The 18204-nt window shown below is 62.5% G+C and carries 20 protein-coding genes and 1 tRNA gene; 13 read left to right on the top strand and 8 right to left on the bottom strand.

The annotated features are described in order from the left end of the window. Positions 1 to 102: 102 nt before the first annotated feature. From F7R90_RS05580 to sucD, 4 genes are all read left to right on the top strand, one after another. Entirely contained in the window at positions 103 to 1296 is a 1194-nt protein-coding gene (locus F7R90_RS05580; RefSeq protein WP_158056276.1) for a redox-regulated ATPase YchF, read from the top strand. Between the two features lie 102 nt (positions 1297 to 1398). Beyond that, a complete protein-coding gene (locus F7R90_RS05575) occupies positions 1399 to 1599 on the top strand; it encodes a hypothetical protein (RefSeq protein ID WP_158056275.1) in 201 nt (66 codons plus the stop codon). A gap of 88 nt (positions 1600 to 1687) precedes the next feature. Beyond that, positions 1688 to 2830: an ADP-forming succinate--CoA ligase subunit beta gene (gene sucC / locus F7R90_RS05570; protein WP_158056274.1), complete on the top strand. Its 1143-nt coding sequence runs from the start codon at positions 1688 to 1690 to the stop codon at positions 2828 to 2830. Continuing rightward, complete coding sequence (gene sucD, locus F7R90_RS05565) at positions 2827 to 3696, top strand: succinate--CoA ligase subunit alpha (RefSeq protein WP_158056273.1); 870 nt, start codon at positions 2827 to 2829, stop codon at positions 3694 to 3696. The genes sucC and sucD overlap by 4 nt, the downstream gene beginning before the upstream one ends. A gap of 37 nt (positions 3697 to 3733) precedes the next feature. On the opposite strand, the gene F7R90_RS05560 is transcribed toward sucD, so the two are convergent. From F7R90_RS05560 to F7R90_RS05550, 3 genes are all read right to left on the bottom strand, one after another. After that, complete coding sequence (locus F7R90_RS05560) at positions 3734 to 4033, bottom strand: hypothetical protein (protein WP_158056272.1); 300 nt, start codon at positions 4031 to 4033, stop codon at positions 3734 to 3736. 90 nt (positions 4034 to 4123) lie between these two features. Beyond that, positions 4124 to 4456: a DUF7344 domain-containing protein gene (locus F7R90_RS05555; RefSeq protein ID WP_158056271.1), complete on the bottom strand. Its 333-nt coding sequence runs from the start codon at positions 4454 to 4456 to the stop codon at positions 4124 to 4126. 233 nt (positions 4457 to 4689) lie between these two features. Continuing rightward, positions 4690 to 4926, bottom strand: coding sequence for a DUF7511 domain-containing protein (locus tag F7R90_RS05550; protein ID WP_158056270.1), 237 nt, complete (start codon positions 4924 to 4926; stop codon positions 4690 to 4692). A 325-nt stretch (positions 4927 to 5251) separates the two neighbouring features. Here F7R90_RS05550 and F7R90_RS05545 point away from each other — a divergent pair, with 325 nt between their 5' ends. Beyond that, positions 5252 to 5908 carry a DUF7282 domain-containing protein gene (locus F7R90_RS05545; protein ID WP_158056269.1) on the top strand — a complete coding sequence of 219 codons (657 nt, stop codon included), beginning with the start codon at positions 5252 to 5254 and terminating at the stop codon, positions 5906 to 5908. A 107-nt stretch (positions 5909 to 6015) separates the two neighbouring features. Then, positions 6016 to 6390, top strand: a complete 375-nt coding sequence (locus tag F7R90_RS05540) for a CBS domain-containing protein (protein ID WP_192498411.1) — start codon at positions 6016 to 6018, stop codon at positions 6388 to 6390. 407 nt (positions 6391 to 6797) lie between these two features. Here F7R90_RS05540 and F7R90_RS05535 read toward each other — a convergent pair. Further along, positions 6798 to 6872: transfer RNA gene (locus F7R90_RS05535), tRNA-Val, on the bottom strand. A 64-nt stretch (positions 6873 to 6936) separates the two neighbouring features. After that, positions 6937 to 7170 carry a DUF7553 family protein gene (locus F7R90_RS05530; RefSeq protein WP_158058842.1) on the bottom strand — a complete coding sequence of 78 codons (234 nt, stop codon included), beginning with the start codon at positions 7168 to 7170 and terminating at the stop codon, positions 6937 to 6939. Positions 7171 to 7306: 136 nt separating this feature from the next. On the opposite strand from F7R90_RS05530, the gene F7R90_RS05525 reads away from it, so the two are divergent. Further along, positions 7307 to 8272 (top strand): MBL fold metallo-hydrolase, encoded by a 966-nt coding sequence (locus F7R90_RS05525; protein WP_158056268.1) that lies wholly within the window; start codon positions 7307 to 7309, stop codon positions 8270 to 8272. After that, the gene (locus F7R90_RS05520; protein WP_158056267.1) at positions 8269 to 10008 is read left to right on the top strand and encodes an adenine deaminase C-terminal domain-containing protein; all 1740 of its coding nucleotides are present in this window, start codon (positions 8269 to 8271) and stop codon (positions 10006 to 10008) included. Before F7R90_RS05525 ends, F7R90_RS05520 begins: the two co-directional genes overlap by 4 nt. Positions 10009 to 10032: 24 nt before the next feature. On the opposite strand, the gene F7R90_RS05515 is transcribed toward F7R90_RS05520, so the two are convergent. Continuing rightward, complete coding sequence (locus F7R90_RS05515; protein ID WP_192498410.1) at positions 10033 to 10329, bottom strand: hypothetical protein; 297 nt, start codon at positions 10327 to 10329, stop codon at positions 10033 to 10035. 119 nt (positions 10330 to 10448) lie between these two features. Between F7R90_RS05515 and F7R90_RS05510 the strand changes: the two genes are divergently transcribed. Together F7R90_RS05510 and F7R90_RS22875 are read left to right on the top strand one after the other, a co-directional pair. Beyond that, positions 10449 to 11312: an NmrA/HSCARG family protein gene (locus tag F7R90_RS05510; RefSeq protein WP_158056266.1), complete on the top strand. Its 864-nt coding sequence runs from the start codon at positions 10449 to 10451 to the stop codon at positions 11310 to 11312. After that, complete coding sequence (locus F7R90_RS22875; RefSeq protein WP_394352015.1) at positions 11309 to 11905, top strand: hypothetical protein; 597 nt, start codon at positions 11309 to 11311, stop codon at positions 11903 to 11905. Before F7R90_RS05510 ends, F7R90_RS22875 begins: the two co-directional genes overlap by 4 nt. Before the next feature lie 4 nt (positions 11906 to 11909). On the opposite strand, the gene F7R90_RS05500 is transcribed toward F7R90_RS22875, so the two are convergent. After that, positions 11910 to 12224 carry a hypothetical protein gene (locus F7R90_RS05500; RefSeq protein ID WP_158056265.1) on the bottom strand — a complete coding sequence of 105 codons (315 nt, stop codon included), beginning with the start codon at positions 12222 to 12224 and terminating at the stop codon, positions 11910 to 11912. Between the two features lie 134 nt (positions 12225 to 12358). Here F7R90_RS05500 and F7R90_RS05495 point away from each other — a divergent pair, with 134 nt between their 5' ends. The 3 genes from F7R90_RS05495 to F7R90_RS05485 all read left to right on the top strand — a co-directional run bounded on the left by F7R90_RS05495 (position 12359) and on the right by F7R90_RS05485 (position 15404). Continuing rightward, positions 12359 to 13423 (top strand): M20/M25/M40 family metallo-hydrolase, encoded by a 1065-nt coding sequence (locus F7R90_RS05495; RefSeq protein WP_158056264.1) that lies wholly within the window; start codon positions 12359 to 12361, stop codon positions 13421 to 13423. A 274-nt stretch (positions 13424 to 13697) separates the two neighbouring features. Continuing rightward, a complete protein-coding gene (larA, locus tag F7R90_RS05490; RefSeq protein ID WP_158056263.1) occupies positions 13698 to 14936 on the top strand; it encodes a nickel-dependent lactate racemase in 1239 nt (412 codons plus the stop codon). 102 nt (positions 14937 to 15038) lie between these two features. Next, complete coding sequence (locus F7R90_RS05485; RefSeq protein ID WP_158056262.1) at positions 15039 to 15404, top strand: hypothetical protein; 366 nt, start codon at positions 15039 to 15041, stop codon at positions 15402 to 15404. Positions 15405 to 15414: 10 nt separating this feature from the next. Here F7R90_RS05485 and F7R90_RS05480 read toward each other — a convergent pair whose 3' ends face one another. Further along, positions 15415 to 18165, bottom strand: coding sequence for an ATP-dependent helicase (locus F7R90_RS05480; protein ID WP_158056261.1), 2751 nt, complete (start codon positions 18163 to 18165; stop codon positions 15415 to 15417). Positions 18166 to 18204 lie beyond the last annotated feature (39 nt).

The following is an 18204-nucleotide window of genomic DNA, read 5'->3' as shown; positions in this document are numbered from 1 at the left end:
GAAAACGGGGCCAGACAAGTGCCAAACTGTGCCGTGACAACGCCTCACGCCCGCTCTCGGCGATAGATGGGTTTTTAGCTATTCGTCAGTCAGACGAACCCAATGAGCTACAAAATCGGTCTCGTCGGCAAGCCCTCGGTGGGCAAATCGACGTTCTTCAACGCGGCGACGATGGACGACGTGCCGGAGGGCGCGTACCCGTTCACGACTATCGACCCCTCTGTCGGAGAAGCCTACGTGCGCGTCGAGTGTGCCGCCCCGGAGTTCGACGAGCAGTGTACGCCGAACGTCGGCTTCTGCAAGGACGAAACGCGCTTCGTACCGACCAAACTCGTTGACGTTGCGGGACTCGTCCCCGGCGCACACGAGGGTCGCGGCCTCGGCAACCAGTTCCTCACCGACCTGAACGAAGCGGACGTGCTGGTCCACGTCGTTGACTTCTCGGGCAAGACCGACATCGAAGGCGAACCGGTCGAGGACCACGACCCGCGCGAGGACATCGACTTCCTCGAAGCGGAACTCGACATGTGGTACCTCGAAATTCTGGAGAAGGGAATCAACCGCTACGAGAGCGGCTACGACGGCAACGAGGACGACATCGAAATCGAGTTGGCCGAGCAGATGAGCGCGTTCCGCATCAACAAAGACGAGATAAAACGCGAAATCCTCTCGCTCGGTTTGGAACTCGAACCCGAGACGTGGGACGACGATGACAGAGAAGATTTGGCGCGCGAGATTCGTAAGACGACGAAACCGATGGTCGTCGCCGCAAACAAGATGGACACGCCCGAGGCACAGGAAAACTTCGAGGAGATTACGTCGGACCCCGAGTACGAGCATCTGACGTTTACGCCTGCGAGCGCTCACGCCGAGAAGGCCCTGAAGAACGCCGACGAACAGGGTGCAGTCCAATACCGGCCCGGCGACACTGAGTTCGAGATAGTGGCCGACGTTTCGGACGAACAGCGCAAGGGTCTCGAAGAGATTCAGGAGTTCGTAGCGGAGTACGGCGGCACTGGCGTCCAGCAAGCGATTGAAGACGCACTCTTCGAGGAGTTGGGCGTCGTGCCAGTCTTCCCCGGCGGCGCGAACGGCCTCGGCAACGAGAACGGTGAGGTCCTGCCCGACTGCTTCCTCCTGCCGGAACAGTCCACCGCGGAGGACTTCGCGTACCACATCCACTCCGATTTGGGCGACGGGTTCCTCCACGGCATCGACTGCCGGAGCAACCGACAGGTCGGCTCCGACAGCGTGTTAGACGAGCGCGACGTCATCGACATCGTCTCGACGAACTGACTCCGGTCGGTTCGTCGGCGAATCGATTCTGGCTCTGTTCGTGGTGTCGAAGAAGTAACGATAACCGACATGTTTTTCGAGTTGCAGTGACGACAACTCGACATGGCAACGACGGGTCGCTGTCCTGATTGTGAGGTGCCGCTGGAGGAGGCCGACCTGTTCACCGGAAACGGCGAGTTTCGCGTCCGAACGGAGGAGAACGGCGACGACTTGCTGGCCGCCGTCGGTGCGAGTACCGCGCTCGACGTGGTGCCGCGGCGGTGTCCGGACTGCGGGTTAGTTCGGTTGTACGCCGAAGAGTAACATCCGGCAAGTATCGCCCGCTCTCGCTCACTCTCAGCCACGAACCGTCGGGATTTAAGCGACCGGACGACCCGTTTTCGGATGCAAAATGAGACTGCACGAGTATCAGGCGAAGAACGTCTTCGCCGATGCAGGGATTCCGACGCCAGAGGCGACGCTGGCGTCGTCCGTAGACGAGGTCGTGGAGGCCGCCGAGGACATCGGCTACCCGGTAGCCGTCAAGGCACAGGTCCACGTCGGTGGCCGTGGCAAAGCCGGTGGCATCAAACTCGCAGAGAACAAGGCGGAAGCCGAGGAGTACGCCGAAGACATCCTCGGGATGGACCTCAAGGGCTACCACGTCGAGCGCGTGCTGGTCGAAGAGGCCGTCAACTTCAAAAACGAACTGTACGTCGGTGTGACGATGGACCGCGGCGAGGGCAAGCCCGTGGCCATGGTCTCCTCGAAAGGCGGCGTGGACATCGAATCCGTCGCCGAGGAGACCCCCGAGGCAATCGCCCGCGAACACGTAGACCCCGCGTTCGGGATGCACCCGTATCAGGCCCGTAAGGCCGTCTACGAAGCGGGCGTCCCCCGCGAAGTCGCACTCGACGTGGCGTCGATTCTCCAGACGCTCTACCAACTCTGGGACGACCGCGACGCCAGCGAAATCGAGGTCAACCCGCTGATGATTACGGAGGACGACGAGGTCATCGCCGCGGACGCCGTCATGAACATCGACGACGACGCGCTGTTCCGCCAATCGGACCTCGCCGAGATGGAAGAGGAGACCTACGAGGACGAACTGGAGAAGAAGGCCGGAGAGTACGGCTTCGACTACGTCCGACTCGACGGCAACGTCGGCATCATCGGTAACGGTGCCGGTCTCGTGATGACGACGCTGGACCTCGTGGACTACTACGGCGGCACGCCCGCCAACTTCCTCGACATCGGTGGCGGCGCGAAGGCAGAACGAGTCGCCAACGCACTGGATATGGTGTTCTCCGACGAGAACGTCGATTCGGTCGTGTTCAACATCTTCGGCGGCATCACCCGCGGTGACGAGGTCGCCAAGGGTATCAACGACGCGCTCGGCCAGTTCGACGAGATTCCGAAACCCGTCGTCGTTCGTCTCGCTGGCACCCGCGCCGAAGAGGGCCGCGAGATTCTGAACGACGAACTCGTGCAGGTCGAGGAGACACTGGAAGACGCCGTGCAAGGTGCAGTCAAGAACGCGGAGGGAGGACAATGAGCGTACTCGTAGACGAAGACACTCGCGTCGTCGTACAGGGCATCACCGGCGGAGAGGGTAAGTTCCACACCGCACAGATGATGGACTACGGCACCAACGTCGTCGCTGGCGCGGTGCCCGGCAAAGGTGGTCAAGAAGTCGAAGGCGTTCCCGTCTACGACACCGTCGAAGAGGCCGCCCGCGAAGAGGACGCAGACGCGTCGGTCGTCTTCGTGCCGCCCGCGTTCGCCGCGGACGCCGTCTTCGAAGGACTCGACGCGCCGCTGGACCTCGTGGTCGCCATTACGGAAGGCATCCCGACCCAGGACATGGCGAAGGTCCACAAGCGACTCGGCGAAGTGGACACGCGACTCATCGGCCCGAACTGTCCGGGCATCATCACCCCCGGCGAAGCGAAACTCGGCATCCTGCCGGGCAACATCTTCGAGTCGGGCAACGTCGGTCTCGTCTCGCGCTCCGGGACGCTGACCTACCAAGTCGTGGATAACCTCACGTCGCGTGGCATCGGCCAGACCACCGCCATCGGCATCGGCGGCGACCCCATCATCGGGACGGACTTCATCGACGCGCTCGAACTGTTCGAACAGGACAAAGACACCCAAGCCGTCGTCATGTGCGGCGAAATCGGCGGCGAGGACGAGGAAGAGGCCGCCCAGTACATCGCCCAGAATATGGACACGCCGGTCGCTGGCTTCATCGCCGGTCGCACCGCACCGCCGGGCAAGCGCATGGGTCACGCCGGTGCGATTGTCTCCGGTAGCGGCACCGGCACTGCAGAATCGAAAATCAACGCGCTGAACGACGCTGGCGTCCCGGTCGGCGACACCCCGAACGAAGTCGCAGACCACATCGAAGACTTCCTGTAGAACTTTCGCCTTTTTCTGCTATCTCGCTCTTCTCGCGCTACTCCCGCAACGTACGCAGACACGACCGACAGTACGCCGCATCGCTTACGTTCGACGTGCCGCAGTCCGAGCAGGCGACCGACTCCGAGCGAAGAGTACGGTTACCGCTCCGAATCGGTCCGGTGTCGAGCATCTCCGCGGCCGCGTCGGTGACGCCAGAAGGTGATTTTCGGCCGCCGAACCGGTCGCTAGCGTCGCCGTCGCAAAGCCGGGCCAAACCTCGCAGCAGGCCGACGTACAGCACCATCGGCGAGAGAGCTATCGCCAGTACGAGCACTAGACGAACGCTCTGGTCCATGTAGGAACGAGCGAATCTGCGGGCAAAGGTGTGACGAATCGACACGATTCGAGAGCGATTCGCTAACGGGTCACTACGTGTCGCAGTGATTCACTGCTCGTCCAGTGCCCGTTCGACGTGTTCGCGCGCGTCCGGCGACAGTTCTGCGAGCGTGACGGATTCGTCGGCCTCGTCGTACTCCACGAGTCCGGCGTCCGCCATCACCGGGAGGTGGTGGCGCGTCAGCGAGAGTTCGAGGCTCTTCGGGTCGCCGTCTCGTTGCCGGGCGATGCGGTCTGCCAGTTCGGATGGCGTCGCCGTGTCGTGGTTCTGGAGGAACGCGATAGCAGCGACGCGCTGGCGGTCGGTCAACGCCCAGTGGAGCGCGTCGGACGATTGGTCGGCCGGTGCGTCGCCGCCCGTGGCACCGTCGTTCTTGGCCATGAGTAGTAACGTTCACGCGCCGTAGCTACATCAAACTGTCCGTGGTATTGATATATTCTCGGACGGGGTGAAACAGGGCAGAGTGATTGGGAAAACCTCACAAGGAAGAAGTCGATGGCGAACTACGTAGACCGAGGTAGCGACCGGCGACGGGAGATAGCAGAGTGGTCGAACGAGACTGAAACGGAGAGACTGAACGGATTGTATTCGAAGCGGGGAAAGAGAGGGTCCGGTCAGCGGGCGTCGTCCAGTTCGATGAAGGCGGTGGCGTCTGCGGTAAGCCACGTGGACATTCGTTCGACGCTGGAGAGGCCACCGGGGTAGACCGTTCGTCTATCTGGGCGGTCCTCGTAGTTGACGACCACCGAGCGAAGGTCGGCGAGTGTGTGGTCGGCGCGCGGCGCAGTATCGAAATCGGCGGTATCGTCGGTGTCGGTCCGGTCGCCGAGTGTGTCGGGATTCGTACTCATGATGTTCCGGCCGCATCTACCGCTCAGGCTTCGATGCTTTAAGTATTTTCTATGACGGATATATATGTCTCTGGTCGAGACTCGAATCTATCACCGCTCGTCAGTCTTCGGTCGGCGTCCGGCCCCGTCCGAATTCAAGGGTAACGCGTGATTTAATTCCGAGACGGCTTCGTGTGTGACAGGACCAAACATTCGGTTCCGTAACATAATTCATACTCCCCCTCTTACCAACAGGTCGCGTCTCAGAAATATCGACGCCGCGAGCGCCGCGGCGCGCCCTCATAAAAGTTGGAATTTTGATATTTCTGGGCACGGAGAAAACACGATGTCAGTATCAACTCGCACGCTCGTCGTCGCTGTGGCAGTGGTTCTCGCCGCGTTCGCCGGAACCGCTCTCGCCGCCCAGGAGACGACGACTACGACCGCGACGAATAGCACAGATAGTAATGCGACGGTCAACTTCCCCGACCAGAAGCTCGGTAGCAACGATACCGTGACGGTCGAATCGGCGACCCTCCCCGACGGCGGTTTCGTCGTCGTCTACAACCAGTCGGGTATCCAGGTCGGCCACAGTGAGTACCTCTCGAACGGCACTCACGAGAACGTCACCATCTCGCTGAATGCGACCCCCAGCAGTGCGCAGGTTCACACCGCCACGCTGTTCCGCAACAACGGCAGCGAGAGTTACAACGCCAGCGAAGACACGATGACCTACAACACGTCCACAAACCAGAGCGTCTCGGACGTGTCCTACGTCTACCTCGAAGAGCGTGGCGACCGCTCGGACTCCTCCGAGACGACCACGACGAGCGATTCGAACGGCGCGACCACGACCGCTGACGACATGACCACGACCGACAGCGGCTCGGACAACTCCTCCGAGACGACTGAGGGGTCGAGCGGCACCATCCCCGGCTTCACGCCGATTACCGGCGTCGTCGCCCTCGTCGGCGCACTCGCGCTCGGTCTTCGCCGTCGCTAAATCGGTCTTCGATTTGCGGTTTTCGTCATTTTTTGCGTACGTAGTAGTCTGTAGGGGTAAATTGCGCTTGGGGAACACCCATAAGGTCTCCACCCGTGGTATGCTGTATGAGTTCTGAAGAGCGGCTAACTGTCGAAGACGTGATGTCAGCACCCCTGGAGACCATCTCGAAGGACGCGACGGTAATGGAAGCCACACAGCGGATGCGAGAGAAGGACATCAATGCGCTGGTCGTACCGAACACGCCACGGGCAATCATCAGCAGTACGGACGTACTCAGCGCCGTCGCTGACGGGCGTGACACCTCCGAATTACAGGTGGCGGACGTGATGACGACCGACGTCGAGACTGCCACACCGGACTTGTACATGGAAGAAGTCGCCGCGATGATGACCAACTACGGTATCAAACACCTCCCAGTCGTCGACGACGGCTACGTGGGGATGGTCTCCTCCACCGACATCACTGCTCATCTTTCGTAACCGAGACCACGGGTAACGGAGACTGAGCGTTCGGGGGAATCGAACCCACTTGCGGTCCTCAACGTCCGACCACGCTCCTCCGATTGCGTTGCACTCGCCTCCGCAACTTCGAGCGTAGGCGAGCGAGCACCTACATTCAACGATTTGCTTCGGCGAGGAGGAATCGGCGATCTGCTCGAACGAACTGCAGAATGCGCGTCGAAAACACCCGAACTCGACGCCATCCTGTCCTTCGATACTAGCAGGGAAACGAGTGGGTCGGGGCGGATTCTCACCGGAGTCAGACGTGCTCACTTCGTTGCGCGCGACTGACAGGGTTCGAATCCGCCCTCCTGAACAGCTTCGCGGCTCACGGATTTGCGAGCGACACAGCGGTCGCTCGCAGTGTTGTTCGCCGCAAGAATCTATGGGTCGGGGCAGATTCGAACTGCCGACCTGCTCCGTGTGAAGGAGCTGTCATAACCGGACTAGACTACCGACCCGCGTACCAAACGGTTCCCCCTTGCCGGACTTAAGACTTACTTTACCACCCGAAAAAACGACCGGTCAGACTCGACTGCGGGCGCGTCGGACGGCGTCTTTCGCTCGGCGCCCGGCCCGCGTTTCGGCGTCCACTATCTCTGCGCGCCACTTCTCGGTTCGACTGACGGCTTCTTTCTCACGGCCGGTCGCCTTTCGAATTCGGTTTTCGACTGGTTCCAGTTCTTCTCGAATGCCTCGGTAGAGGTGTTGTGCGGCGCGTCGCTCGTAGTACCACGCGTCCTTGAAGTTCTTGTTCATCTGTACCACACCAATTGTGTTTCTACGTGAAGGACAAATATATACTTTGCTCCGACGACACGGCACGTTGTCGGAAGACCGGCAATCGACGCGGCATGTCAAAAACGGTTTACCCGCTGGCGGTCACAATTCGCGTATGTTCACGCGGCTCTCGATACCGACGCCGTTCCAAATCGGCCCGGTGAACGCCTACCTCTCCGGGCGAACGCTGGTCGACCCTGGACCGGGAACCGAAGAGGCGTGGGCGGCCCTGCTCGACGGCCTCGAAGCCCGCGAGTTAGGACCGACCGACGTCGAACAAGTACTGGTCACACACCCCCATCCCGACCACTTCGGACTCGCGAAGCGACTACGCGAACACGGTGCGCGCGTCGTCGCCAGTCCGACCGCCGCGGAGGGTATTCGTGACTTCGAATCCCGACTGGAGTACGAGCAGTCGTTCTTCTCGGACTTCTTCGAACGCCACGGCATGGCGGCCACGACCGCCGAGACGATTACGAACCTCCCGGAGACGTTCCTCCCCGTCGCGCCCAGCGTCGAAACCGACTACGAAGTCGCCGACGGCGACACCGTAGAAGTCGCTGGGACGACCGTCACCGCCGAGGCCGTGCAAGGCCACGCTCCTGGCGAGACCATCTTCACATTCGAAGCAGAGACGGACGACGGGGTAGAGACACGCGCCGTCGTCGGCGACCAAGTGCTGGGCGACATCACGCCGAATCCGCTCCTCCAACCGCCCGCCGAGGAAGGTGGCGACCGCCCGCGCGTTCTCCCGGCGTTCAATCGCTCGCTGAAGCGACTGCGCGAGCGCGACTTCGACCGCTTCTACCCCGGCCACCGCGAAGAGATTACCGCACCGAGGGAGCGCATCGGCGAGATTCTCGACGCCCACGAGCGACGGACCGCCGAAGTCGAGTCCATCGTGGACGGTCCGACGACCGCAGTCGAAGTGATGAACGAACTGTTCGAAGACCTCCCTGCGACGGAGTACTTCTCCGGCATGAGTGAAGCTATCGGCCACCTCGACGTTCTCGAAGCGCGCGGCAAAGTGACCCACTCCGAACAGGGCGGCGTCGTCGTCTACGAGGAGGTAGAGTCGTGAACGACCTGCAACCGGTCGCACTCGGCGAGGAAGACGCCGACCTCGTGGTCACCGGTGGCCGCGTCTGTCTGCCGGAACTCGGCGAGTTCCAAGCCCGCGACGTAGTCGTAAAGAACGGCCGAGTCGCGGCCCTGCCAGAAGACGAAGCAGTCACGAAGTCCGTCGTCGGTGAGGACACGCGAGTCGTCAACGCCAGCAACCGCGTCGTCGCACCCGGATTCGTGGACGCCCACACACACTTGGACCTCCACCAGACGTTCGAGAGTGCGTACCACTACGCCGTCGAGTCGGGGACGACGACCATCATTTCGGAGGTCACGGGCTACGGACCAGCCTTCGGTGCGGAGGGCGTCGAGCAGTTACTCGCCGCCACGTCGTACCTCCCCGTTCGAGTTCGCGTGACCGTCCCGCCGCATCCGTTGCTCGATACCTTCGAACCACAGCGCGCCAGCGAGGAGGAGGCCCAAGAACTCGCCGACCTGCTCGCAGACGACCGCGTCGTCGGCGTCGGCGAGACCGATTGGATTCACGCAGTCGGCAGAGACACGCCCGTCGAGCAACTCTACGAGCGTGCCCGCGACGAAGGCAAGACCGTCACCGGCCACGGCGCAGGCTGTACTGGCGAGAAGTTCGCCGCATTTGCCAGCATCATCGACGACGACCACGAGTCGATTTCGGGCGAAGACATCGTCCGGCGACTCGAAAACGGCGTCCACGCAATCGGACGCTACGGGTCGATTCGCGACGATATGGACGCCGTCGGCGAGGCCTATCCCGAAGTCGGCGCGAGCGACGTGTCGCTCTCGACGGACGGCATGTGGCCCCGCGAGTTGGTCCGCGAGGGCTACATGGACGTAGTAGTCCGCCGAGCCATCGAAGAAGGCGTCGAACCGGCCGACGCGATTCGGATGGCGACGCTCAACCCCGCCCAGCACTTCGGACTGGACGACGTTGGGTCGCTCGCCCCCGGCAACGTCGCCGACATCGTCCTCATCGACGACCTCGAAGACGTGACCGTTTCGACGGTCGTCAGCGGCGGCGAACTCGTCTACAACAAGGGCGAGTCGAAGGTCGCGCCGCGCAACTACGAGTACCCGAACCACTTCTACGACTCGGTGTCGGTCTCGACGGCCCCCGAGGAGTTCCGGGTCTCCGCAGAGAGCGCGAACGAGGACGGCGAAGTCCGAACAGTCGAGTATCAGGGCGGTCTCCTCTCGGGCGAAACCACTGTCTCGCCGCCCGAAGTGGAGGGCGAACTGGTCGCAGACTCCGAAAATGACGTACTGAAAGCGACCCTACTCGACCGCCATCCCGACGGAGACGGCACTGGCTTCACCGGCTTCCTCACCGGCTACGGTCTCGACACCGGTGCAGTCGCCACGAGCGTGACGTGGGAAGCGACCGGCGTGATGGCAGTCGGGACGAACGACGACGACCTCAGAACCGCCGTCGCGCACGTCGAAGAGATGGGTGGCGGGTGGGCGGTCGTCGAAGACGGCGAAGTAATCGCCGAACTGCCGACGCGCGTCGCGGGCGTCTGCTCGGACCTCGAAGTCGAGGAGACTGCGAAACTCTACAGTGCGGTCGAGAGCGCCCTACGACGACTCGGTACGGAAGTCGAGCGGCCGATGCTGGCGATTCAGACGCTCACCTTCCCCGGCGTCCCCACGCTGAAGTTCAGCTTCTCGGGCTACGCCGACATCCTGAACCGCGAAGTCGTCGGATTGGAGCCCTAACTCTCGGTTCGCCCACCTCGACCCCTAACTATCCGGGTCGGCGAGTTCCTCTTGGGTGGGGCCGTCTTCCGACGATTTTCCCACACTCATACGTTCTTCTTCCTCGTCCATCGGTTGGCCCGCGGGATGCTCTCGAATCGTTCGCACCTGTTCGTACGGGAAGAAGTTCCGCCCAGTCTCGCGTGAGAGCCAGACGCCCGAGTCGTAGAAATCGACGGCGTAGCCCTCGACCGGTGACGTGATCTCCCGCTCGCCGGGTTGGTCGTTGTCTCTGTGGACGTTCGTTCGGACCAAGTAGACGTGGTAGATATTCTCTGACATACCAGCGTCGAACTTCGACGGACTCGCGCAAAAGTGTGACGGGCGACTGAACCACTCCAGAGAAGCAGGACTCGCGACGGCCACGTCACTTATTCGCACGCTCGTCGTGAGCATCTGCGATGACGAACCGAGTACTCGTTACCGGCGCGACTGGGACGCAGGGGGGTGCAGTGGTGGACCACTTGCTGTCGGGTGACCACGGGGAGTTCGAGGTACACGCGATGACGCGGCATCCCGAGACGAGCGAAGCACACGTGCTGGCTGACAGGGGCGCGGAAGTCGTAGAGGGCGACCTGATGCAGAAGAACAATCTGCGGCCGCTCGTCGAGGACGTAGACGCCGTCTTCGGCATGACGAACTTCTGGGAGGCTGGATTCGACGACGAAATCGAGCAAGGGACGAACCTCGCGGAAGTCGCCGCCGAGGAAGAGATAGACCACTTCGTGTTCAGTTCGGTCGGCGGGGCCGAGCGCGACACCGGCATCGCGCACTTCGACTCGAAGTGGCAAATAGAACAGCGGATTCGGGAGTTAGACCCGCCCGAGACTATCGTTCGACCGGTCTTCTTCATGCAGAACTTCGAGGGGATGCGCGACGACATCGAAAGTGGGACGCTTGCGATGGGACTGGCCGAGGGCGTCTCGCTACAGATGATAGACGCCGACAACATCGGTGGCTTCGTCGCCGAGGCGTTCGCGGACCCCGACCGCTATCTCGGTGAGGCGTACGAACTGGCGAGCGACGAACTCACCGTCGAGAGTGCCGCTCAGACGTTCGCGGACGTGCTGGACAGACCTGTCGAACCAATCCACGTGTCCATAGACGACCTGCGCGAACAGATGGGCGAGGAGATGGCGGTGATGTTCGAGTGGTTCAACGAGTCGGGGTACGAAGCCGACATCGAAGCACTCCGGGCGAACCACGACGTGGCGTTCTCGACGCTGGAAGAATACCTCCGCAGGCACGACTGGGGCGACGAATGAAGGCAGTCGCCGCGTTCGTCGCTGTCGCTGTCATCCTCGGCACGCTGTTCGGCGTCTCGCAAGTGACGACCAACCCTGCCCTCGATTTGCAAGAAGCGAACGTCGTCAGCGTCGAAGTCGAAGACGCAGGCGACGGCGGCTACACCTTCGACGTGACGCTGTACCACGACGACGACGGGGAAGACGGCTACGCGAACTGGTGGCAGGTCGAGACGCTGAACGGCACGGAGTTGGGTCGCCGGGAACTACTCCACGCCCACGGCACCGAACCGTTCACGCGCTCGACGCTGGTCGAGATACCGGAAAACGTCTCGTTGGTCGTCGTCCGCGGCCACGACCAGACCCACGGCTACGGCGGGCAGGCGATGGTCGTGAATCTACGAACTGGCGCGGCCGAGGCGGTTCGACAAGGCTCCGAGCAGCGGAACTTCAGCGAGTGTGCGGTTCTCGGTGATTCGACCGCGGGCGAGAACTCGACGACTCTCGGCAATGGCACTGTCTCAGGAAAGTCGCCTGACATCGTGCGCTGTCCGTGGGAGTCCGGCGGCAACGAGACCGCCACTCCCACGGTGACGAGCGCTTCCGAAAGTTGAAGAGTTACTTCGAGCGCGACAGCGAGAACCGCCGCCCTGCCGACTTCTCTTCCGTCTCTGCCTCCTCAGCTCGTCCGCTTTTTCGGCGCGCCTTCCGGCGGTTGTAGAGTATCCCAGCCCCGATTACGAGCGCGAGGACGCCGAACGACCGCAGTTTCGGAGCCAGCGACGGTGACTCCGACTTCTCTCGCCCGCCGTTCGTCGCCGTAGTCTTCGATTCTCCCCCCGTGCCCAGCGAGAACGAGCGCTCCTCGTCCGCGCCGGGGCCGAAGTTCCACGACAGCTCCGAGTCGTGGAAGTGTAGTTCGAGTATTCCCATGCCGTATGAGGTTCGCCGAGCGCGAACTTATCGGTTTGGGCAGGAGCGCGCGGATTTGAATATCCAAACTGAGACGGAGCCTTTGCTCGGTTCGAGTCGTGACGTTGAATAAGGCCCCTTCAGAAGACGAAAGTATGGACGAGAAACACCGCAAGTTCCTCGACACACTGTTGACGACGCCCAGTCCCTCCGGATTCGAGGCAGACGGCCAACGCGCGTGGGTCGAGTACGTCTCGCAGTTCGCCGACGACGTACGGACCGACGCCTACGGCAACGCCATCGCCGTGGTCGAAGGGGACGGCCCCGAAATCGCGTTCTCTGGCCACGCCGACGAAATCGGGCTGATGGTCAGCAGCGTGGACGACGACGGCTTCGTCCATCCCTCGCGCATCGGCGGCGCAGACCGCACGGTCACGAAAGGCCAGCACGTCGAGATTCACACCGACGACGGCATCGTCACCGGCGTGGTCGGCCAGACGGCGATTCACCTCCGCGAAACCGGCGAAGAGGAGTACGAGGACGTCGCCGAACAGCACGTAGACATCGGCGCAGAGACCGAGGCCGAAGCCCGCGAACTCGTAGACGTTGGCGACCCGATGACGTTCAAAACGTCCATCACGGAACTGCAAGGCTCGCGTGTCGCCGCCCGCGGCATGGACAACCGCGTCGGTACGTGGTGTGCCGCAGAAGGTCTGCGCCGAGCGGCCGAGGCAGACGTAGACGCGACGGTCTACGCAGTCAGCACCGTGCAAGAAGAACTCGGCAAGCAGGGCGCGAAGATGGTCGGGTTCGACCTCGACGTAGACGCCGCGCTCGCGGTGGACGTGACCCACGCCGTCGATTCGCCAGATTTGAGCAAGGAAGAGGACGAACACGGCGAGGTCGAACTCGGCGGTGGACCGGTACTCGCTCGTGGGTCCTCCAACCACCCCGAAGTCGTCCGGGCCGCACGTGAGGCGGCCGCAGAGAAGGAAATCGACGTGCAGTTGCAGGCCGCTGGTCGCTCGACTGGCACCGACGCCGACGCCTTCTACACTTCTCGGGACGGCATCCCGTCGCTGAACGTCGGCGTGCCGAACCGCTACATGCACACGCCCGCAGAGGTCATCGACTTGGACGACCTCGACGCGATTGCGGACCTGCTCGCGGCGTTCGCCGCGACGAGCGAGGACCGCGACGGGTTCGAAGTCGAGATTTAAATTCGAACAGAGTTCGACACCTTCTCCCAGAAACGAAATCTTCGCAAGCACTAACCTGCGCGGCCGCCCTCGGCGGCCGCGCTCTCGCTGTCCTCGGGGGGAACGGGCGAGAGAGACGCGGAGTGGCCGGAGGCCACGAGCATCGAGCGAGGGCGTGGCGTTGTATCGGGAGTAGCTAGCTTCTCAGTTGCAGAAGTAGTTCTACCAGCCCCAAATCCACACCCTCCGTTTCCGAGCGAGAGTTTCACGGCATCGGCGACAGAATCTACAAACAATGAAAATCCCGTATTCGGACACCACACTCGACATCTCGCTCCCGGACTGCAACGTCACCGTCGCCGAACCACCCGGCGGCGAACCAGTAGACCCCCGCGAGGCCGCAGAGCGGGCGGTCGAAAACCCGCACGGCCCATCCCTGAGCGAGCGAGTCTCCCCGGACGACGAAGTCGCAATCGTCGTCACGGACGTAACCAGAGCCACTCCCGACGACATACTCCTCGACGTACTGCTCTCGGAACTCCACGCTGGCGGCGTTTCACGGGAGCAGGTCAGCGTCGTCGTCGGACTCGGGTTACATCGGCCGATGACAGCGGAGGAACTCGAAGACGCGCTCGGCGACCACGCAGACCTCGCGGAGAATCACGACGCCGCGGCGGCCCGAGAAGTCGGCACCGTCGATGGAGTCGCGGACGAGGAAGTCCCGGTCGAACTCAATCAGACCGTCGTAGACGCCGACCGCGTGGTTTCGACGGGAATGGTCGAACCGCACCAGTACGCCGGATTCTCTGGGGGTGCGAAGACAGCAGTCGTCGGCGCGGGTGGCGAGTCACTGATTCGGTACACCCACGGCCCAGAGATGCTGGCGCGGGAGGGTGTGAGGTTAGGGCGAATCGAGGGGAACCCGTTCCGCGAGATGCTCGACGAGGCAGGAGATTTGATTGGTCTCGACTTCTGTCTGAACGTCACCCACGCGCCGGTAGGCATCGTCGGCGCGAGCGCGGGCGACCACCGCGCCGTCGTGTCCGACCTCGCGGAGGTGGCGAAGGCGGCGCTGTCTGTCCCTGCCGAAGGAAGCTACGACGCAGTCGTCGCTGGCGTCGGCGCGCCGAAGGACGCGAACCTCTATCAGGCGACGCGGGCCGCGACGTACGTGGCGCTCGGTGACAATAATCCACTACGGGAGAACGGCCGCATCGTCGTCCCCGCCAGATTGCAGGAGGGCGCGGGCGAAGGCACTGGCGAGCAACGCTTCTACGACTGGCTCAGCGAAGCAGACAGTGCCGAAAAGCTGTACGAGGAGATGCGCCGCGGCTACGAACCCGGCGCACAGCGGGCCTTCGTCGTCGCTCGCGTCCTCCGAAACTACGAGGTGTACGTTACGAACAGCGAGGCCCCGGAGGTGGTCGAAGACTGCCTGATGACCGCTTGCGAGTCCGTCGAAGACGCCATCGAACCCGGAAGCGACGTGCTGGTCGTGCCGGACGCGCTGGACACGTTGCTGGTCGCGGAGTGACTGTCAGTCCTTCAGGAACAGCGACAGCGTGTCGGCGTGAGGGGACTTCTGTGGTGCCGGACCCTGCCCAAGACTTTTCTCGCATTCGCGTGAGATGAGGTCATGTTACGACACGTCGTCGCAATCGTCACCACGGTCGGGGCCGGTTTCGTCGCCGCAGGTGTCGGGTGGCGGTGTCGCTATCAGTGGGTCGCCGACCTTTCGGAGAGGGACGCCCTCACGCTGCTCGCGGTACGTGACGGCGTGACTGCCGCGCTAGTGGCCGTCGGTTTCGGTCTCGGTCTCGTCGCCCTCGGGACGCTCGAACTGCTCGGCGGGGTCGGAGACGCCGGACCGCTCGTCAAACTAGCGAGCGTCTTGCCCATTCGCGAGGCTGGTGAACTCCTCGTCACGGTCGGCTTCGATCTCCTCGCCTGCTCGTTACTCGTTCCCGTCGCCATCGAAGTCCGACGACGCGCTCGTCGCTGAGGCCTTGCGCTCACCGCGCCGCCGAGGTCCCCGTCAACGAATCCGATTCCTCACCCTCGATCTCGTCCAGCACGCGTTCGTGGAACTCCTGTAGAACCGCGCTCTCGTCTTCGGCCAGCACCACGTCGCTCGCCATCAGCGTCGCCAGTCCGAACGCCTTCGGCGAGGGCGTATCGACGCGCTGTTGGGCGATTTCGACAGTCTCGGCCTGCACGTCGGCCATCACGTCCTCGATTGCTTCGACCGCGAGTTTGTCCTCGATGATTTCCCGGTAGGTCTCCTCGATGACTGCGAAGTCCTCTAAGTCTTCTGCGAAGCCCAACAGCATCTCACTGGAGACCTGTTGTTCGCTCGCGGACTTCTCGTAGCCCTTGTAGCGTTTCAGAATCATCAGCGCCCGAGTCGCGTTGATGCGGAAGTACCGCTGGAGCAGTTCCGTGCCGTCGAGCGCGGACCGTAAGTCGGGACGTACTTCCTCGGGAGAGACGTCGCGCAGAATTTCGGCTACGTCTACCTTCCGGTTCAGTGGCATCGAGACAGTGAACCCGTGGTCGGCGACGGCCACCGAGACGTTGGTGTTCGCGGCGTTCGCACAACGGTACGCGACGACCCGCGAGAGACCGTCGTTGAACTGTCGCCCGTAGTTCGAGTGGACGTAGTAGTGGCGCTCGTACTCGTCGCGGTCGAGTTCGATTTCGACCGCGAGTCGGTCGTCGGTGCTGACGCTCGATTGACCCGCGTAGCGGACCTGCTCGTCGAACATCCGCGCGATGGCCCGGACGCTGTCGTCGTCCAGTGGGAACTGCTTGAGCCAGACTCTCACTGCGGGCTTCCCGCGCTTGGCCAGTCGTTCGAGCAGTTCGCCCTGAAATTCCAGAATCGAGCGGCCCAGGTCGTAAGAGAGCGGCAGTCGTTCGGAGAACCACGAGGGGACGGTCGGGCGGGCACTCGTCGGGTCGGCGTACACCTTCGAACCTCTTCTGTACTGGAACTCGAAGTTCTGGCCGCCGAGGACGAACACGTCGCCTTTTTCGAGGGTATCGAGATACGACTCGTCCAAGTTGCCGACCCACTCGCTGTCGGCGCGGGTGTACACGTCGCAAGTGAACGAGTCGGGAATCGTCCCGATGTTGGTCATGTAGATGACTCGTGCGAGTCGGCCGCGTTTCCCGATTAGTGGCTCTCCTACGTCGTACTCCGGATAGTGGTACTCGCCGTCCGGCGGGTCGTTCTCGTCGCGCCAAATCTTCGCGTAGACGTTCTTGTCTTCCAGACCGTCGTAGTCGGAGGTGAGGTATCTGAACAGCGTCTCGAACTGCGAACTGTCGAAGTTGCGGTACGGATACGCGCGAGTCAGAATCTCGCGGACTTCGGCTTCGGGGCGAATCGCGTTGATGGCCATGCCGTAGACGTGCTGGGCGGCCACGTCGTAGGCCTCTTCGGGGACGAACACCCGGTCTACGAAGCCCTCTTTTGCCTTCTTGAGCATGACTGCACACTCGATGAGTTCGTCGCGGTCAAGCGCGACGACTCGCCCAGTTACCGTCTGGCCGAGTTGGTGGCCCGCGCGGCCGACCCGCTGGAGCAAGGACGCCACCGATTTTGGAGAGCCGACTTGCACCACCAAGTCGATGTACGGCATGTCGATACCCAGTTCGAGGCTCGTGGAGGTCGTCACTACGTCGAGGCTCCCGTCCTTGAGCGCCTGTTCGATGGACTGACGAGACTCCTTCGAGAGACTGCCGTGGTGACATCCGGAGTTGTCCTCGTCGTAGGGGCCGTACCGCTCTCGCAGATTGTGCAGGACGCGCTCGGCACCAGAGCGCGTATTCGTGAACACCAGCGTGTTCGTGTGGTCCTGAATCAACTCGTGCAACTGGTCGTAGAACCGCTCGTTGACCACGTCAGGCGGCGTGTTGACGAGGTCGTCGGTCGGACACTGCAACTCGACGTCGAACTCCCGGACGAATCGCGTGTCCACGATTTCACAGTCCCGCGGCGAACCGCCACCAGTCTGCTGACCCACGAGAAACTCCGCGATGTCTTCGAGGGGTTCGACCGTCGCCGAACAGCCGATTCGAGTCGGCGACGATTCGGTCATCTGTTCCAGTCGCTCCAGACTGACCGAGAGGTGGGTGCCGCGCTTGCCGTCGGCCAGACTGTGAATCTCGTCTACGACGACGTACTCGACGGTCTCTAACTTTTTCTTGAACTTCGGGGAGTTGAGCAGGATGGCGAGCGTCTCGGGCGTCGTATTGAGAATGTGGGGCGTCTCTTTCAGCATTCGCTGGCGCGCTGCGTCGTCCGTGTCGCCGTGGCGAATCGCGTGGCGGACGGACACGTCGTCGTCGATTCGCTCGCCGATGCCCGAAAGCGGGACCTCCAAGTTCCGGTGGATGTCGTTCGCGAGCGACTTGAGCGGCGAGACGTACAGACAGTAGACAGAATTTGCAAGCCCCTCCTCCTTCTCGCGTTCTCTGCGAAATAGTTCGTTGACGATAGCAGTAAAGGACGCGAGCGTCTTGCCAGAACCAGTCGGCGACGCGATGAGCGCGTTCTGCTGGTCGTGGATGAGCGGGACCGCCTCGCGCTGTGGCGGGGTGAAGAAACCGCCGTTGTCGGCGACGTACTCGCCGAACTCGGAGACCCACCAGTCTTGCACCTCCGGTTCCAGCAGGTCGAAGGCAGACTCGTCGGCGATATCGACGGTCGCGGCGTCGAATCCGAACTCGTCGCGGTCCAACAACTCCCGCGCTCCCATTTGCCGGTGGTTGGGACCGGGGACGTAAGTCCGTTTGCA

The organism is Halorussus halophilus, from assembly GCF_008831545.1.
Classification (GTDB): Archaea; Halobacteriota; Halobacteria; order Halobacteriales; family Haladaptataceae; genus Halorussus; species Halorussus halophilus.
Note: the sequence above shows the minus strand (reverse complement) of the source record. Positions and strands in the feature narration are given on the sequence as shown.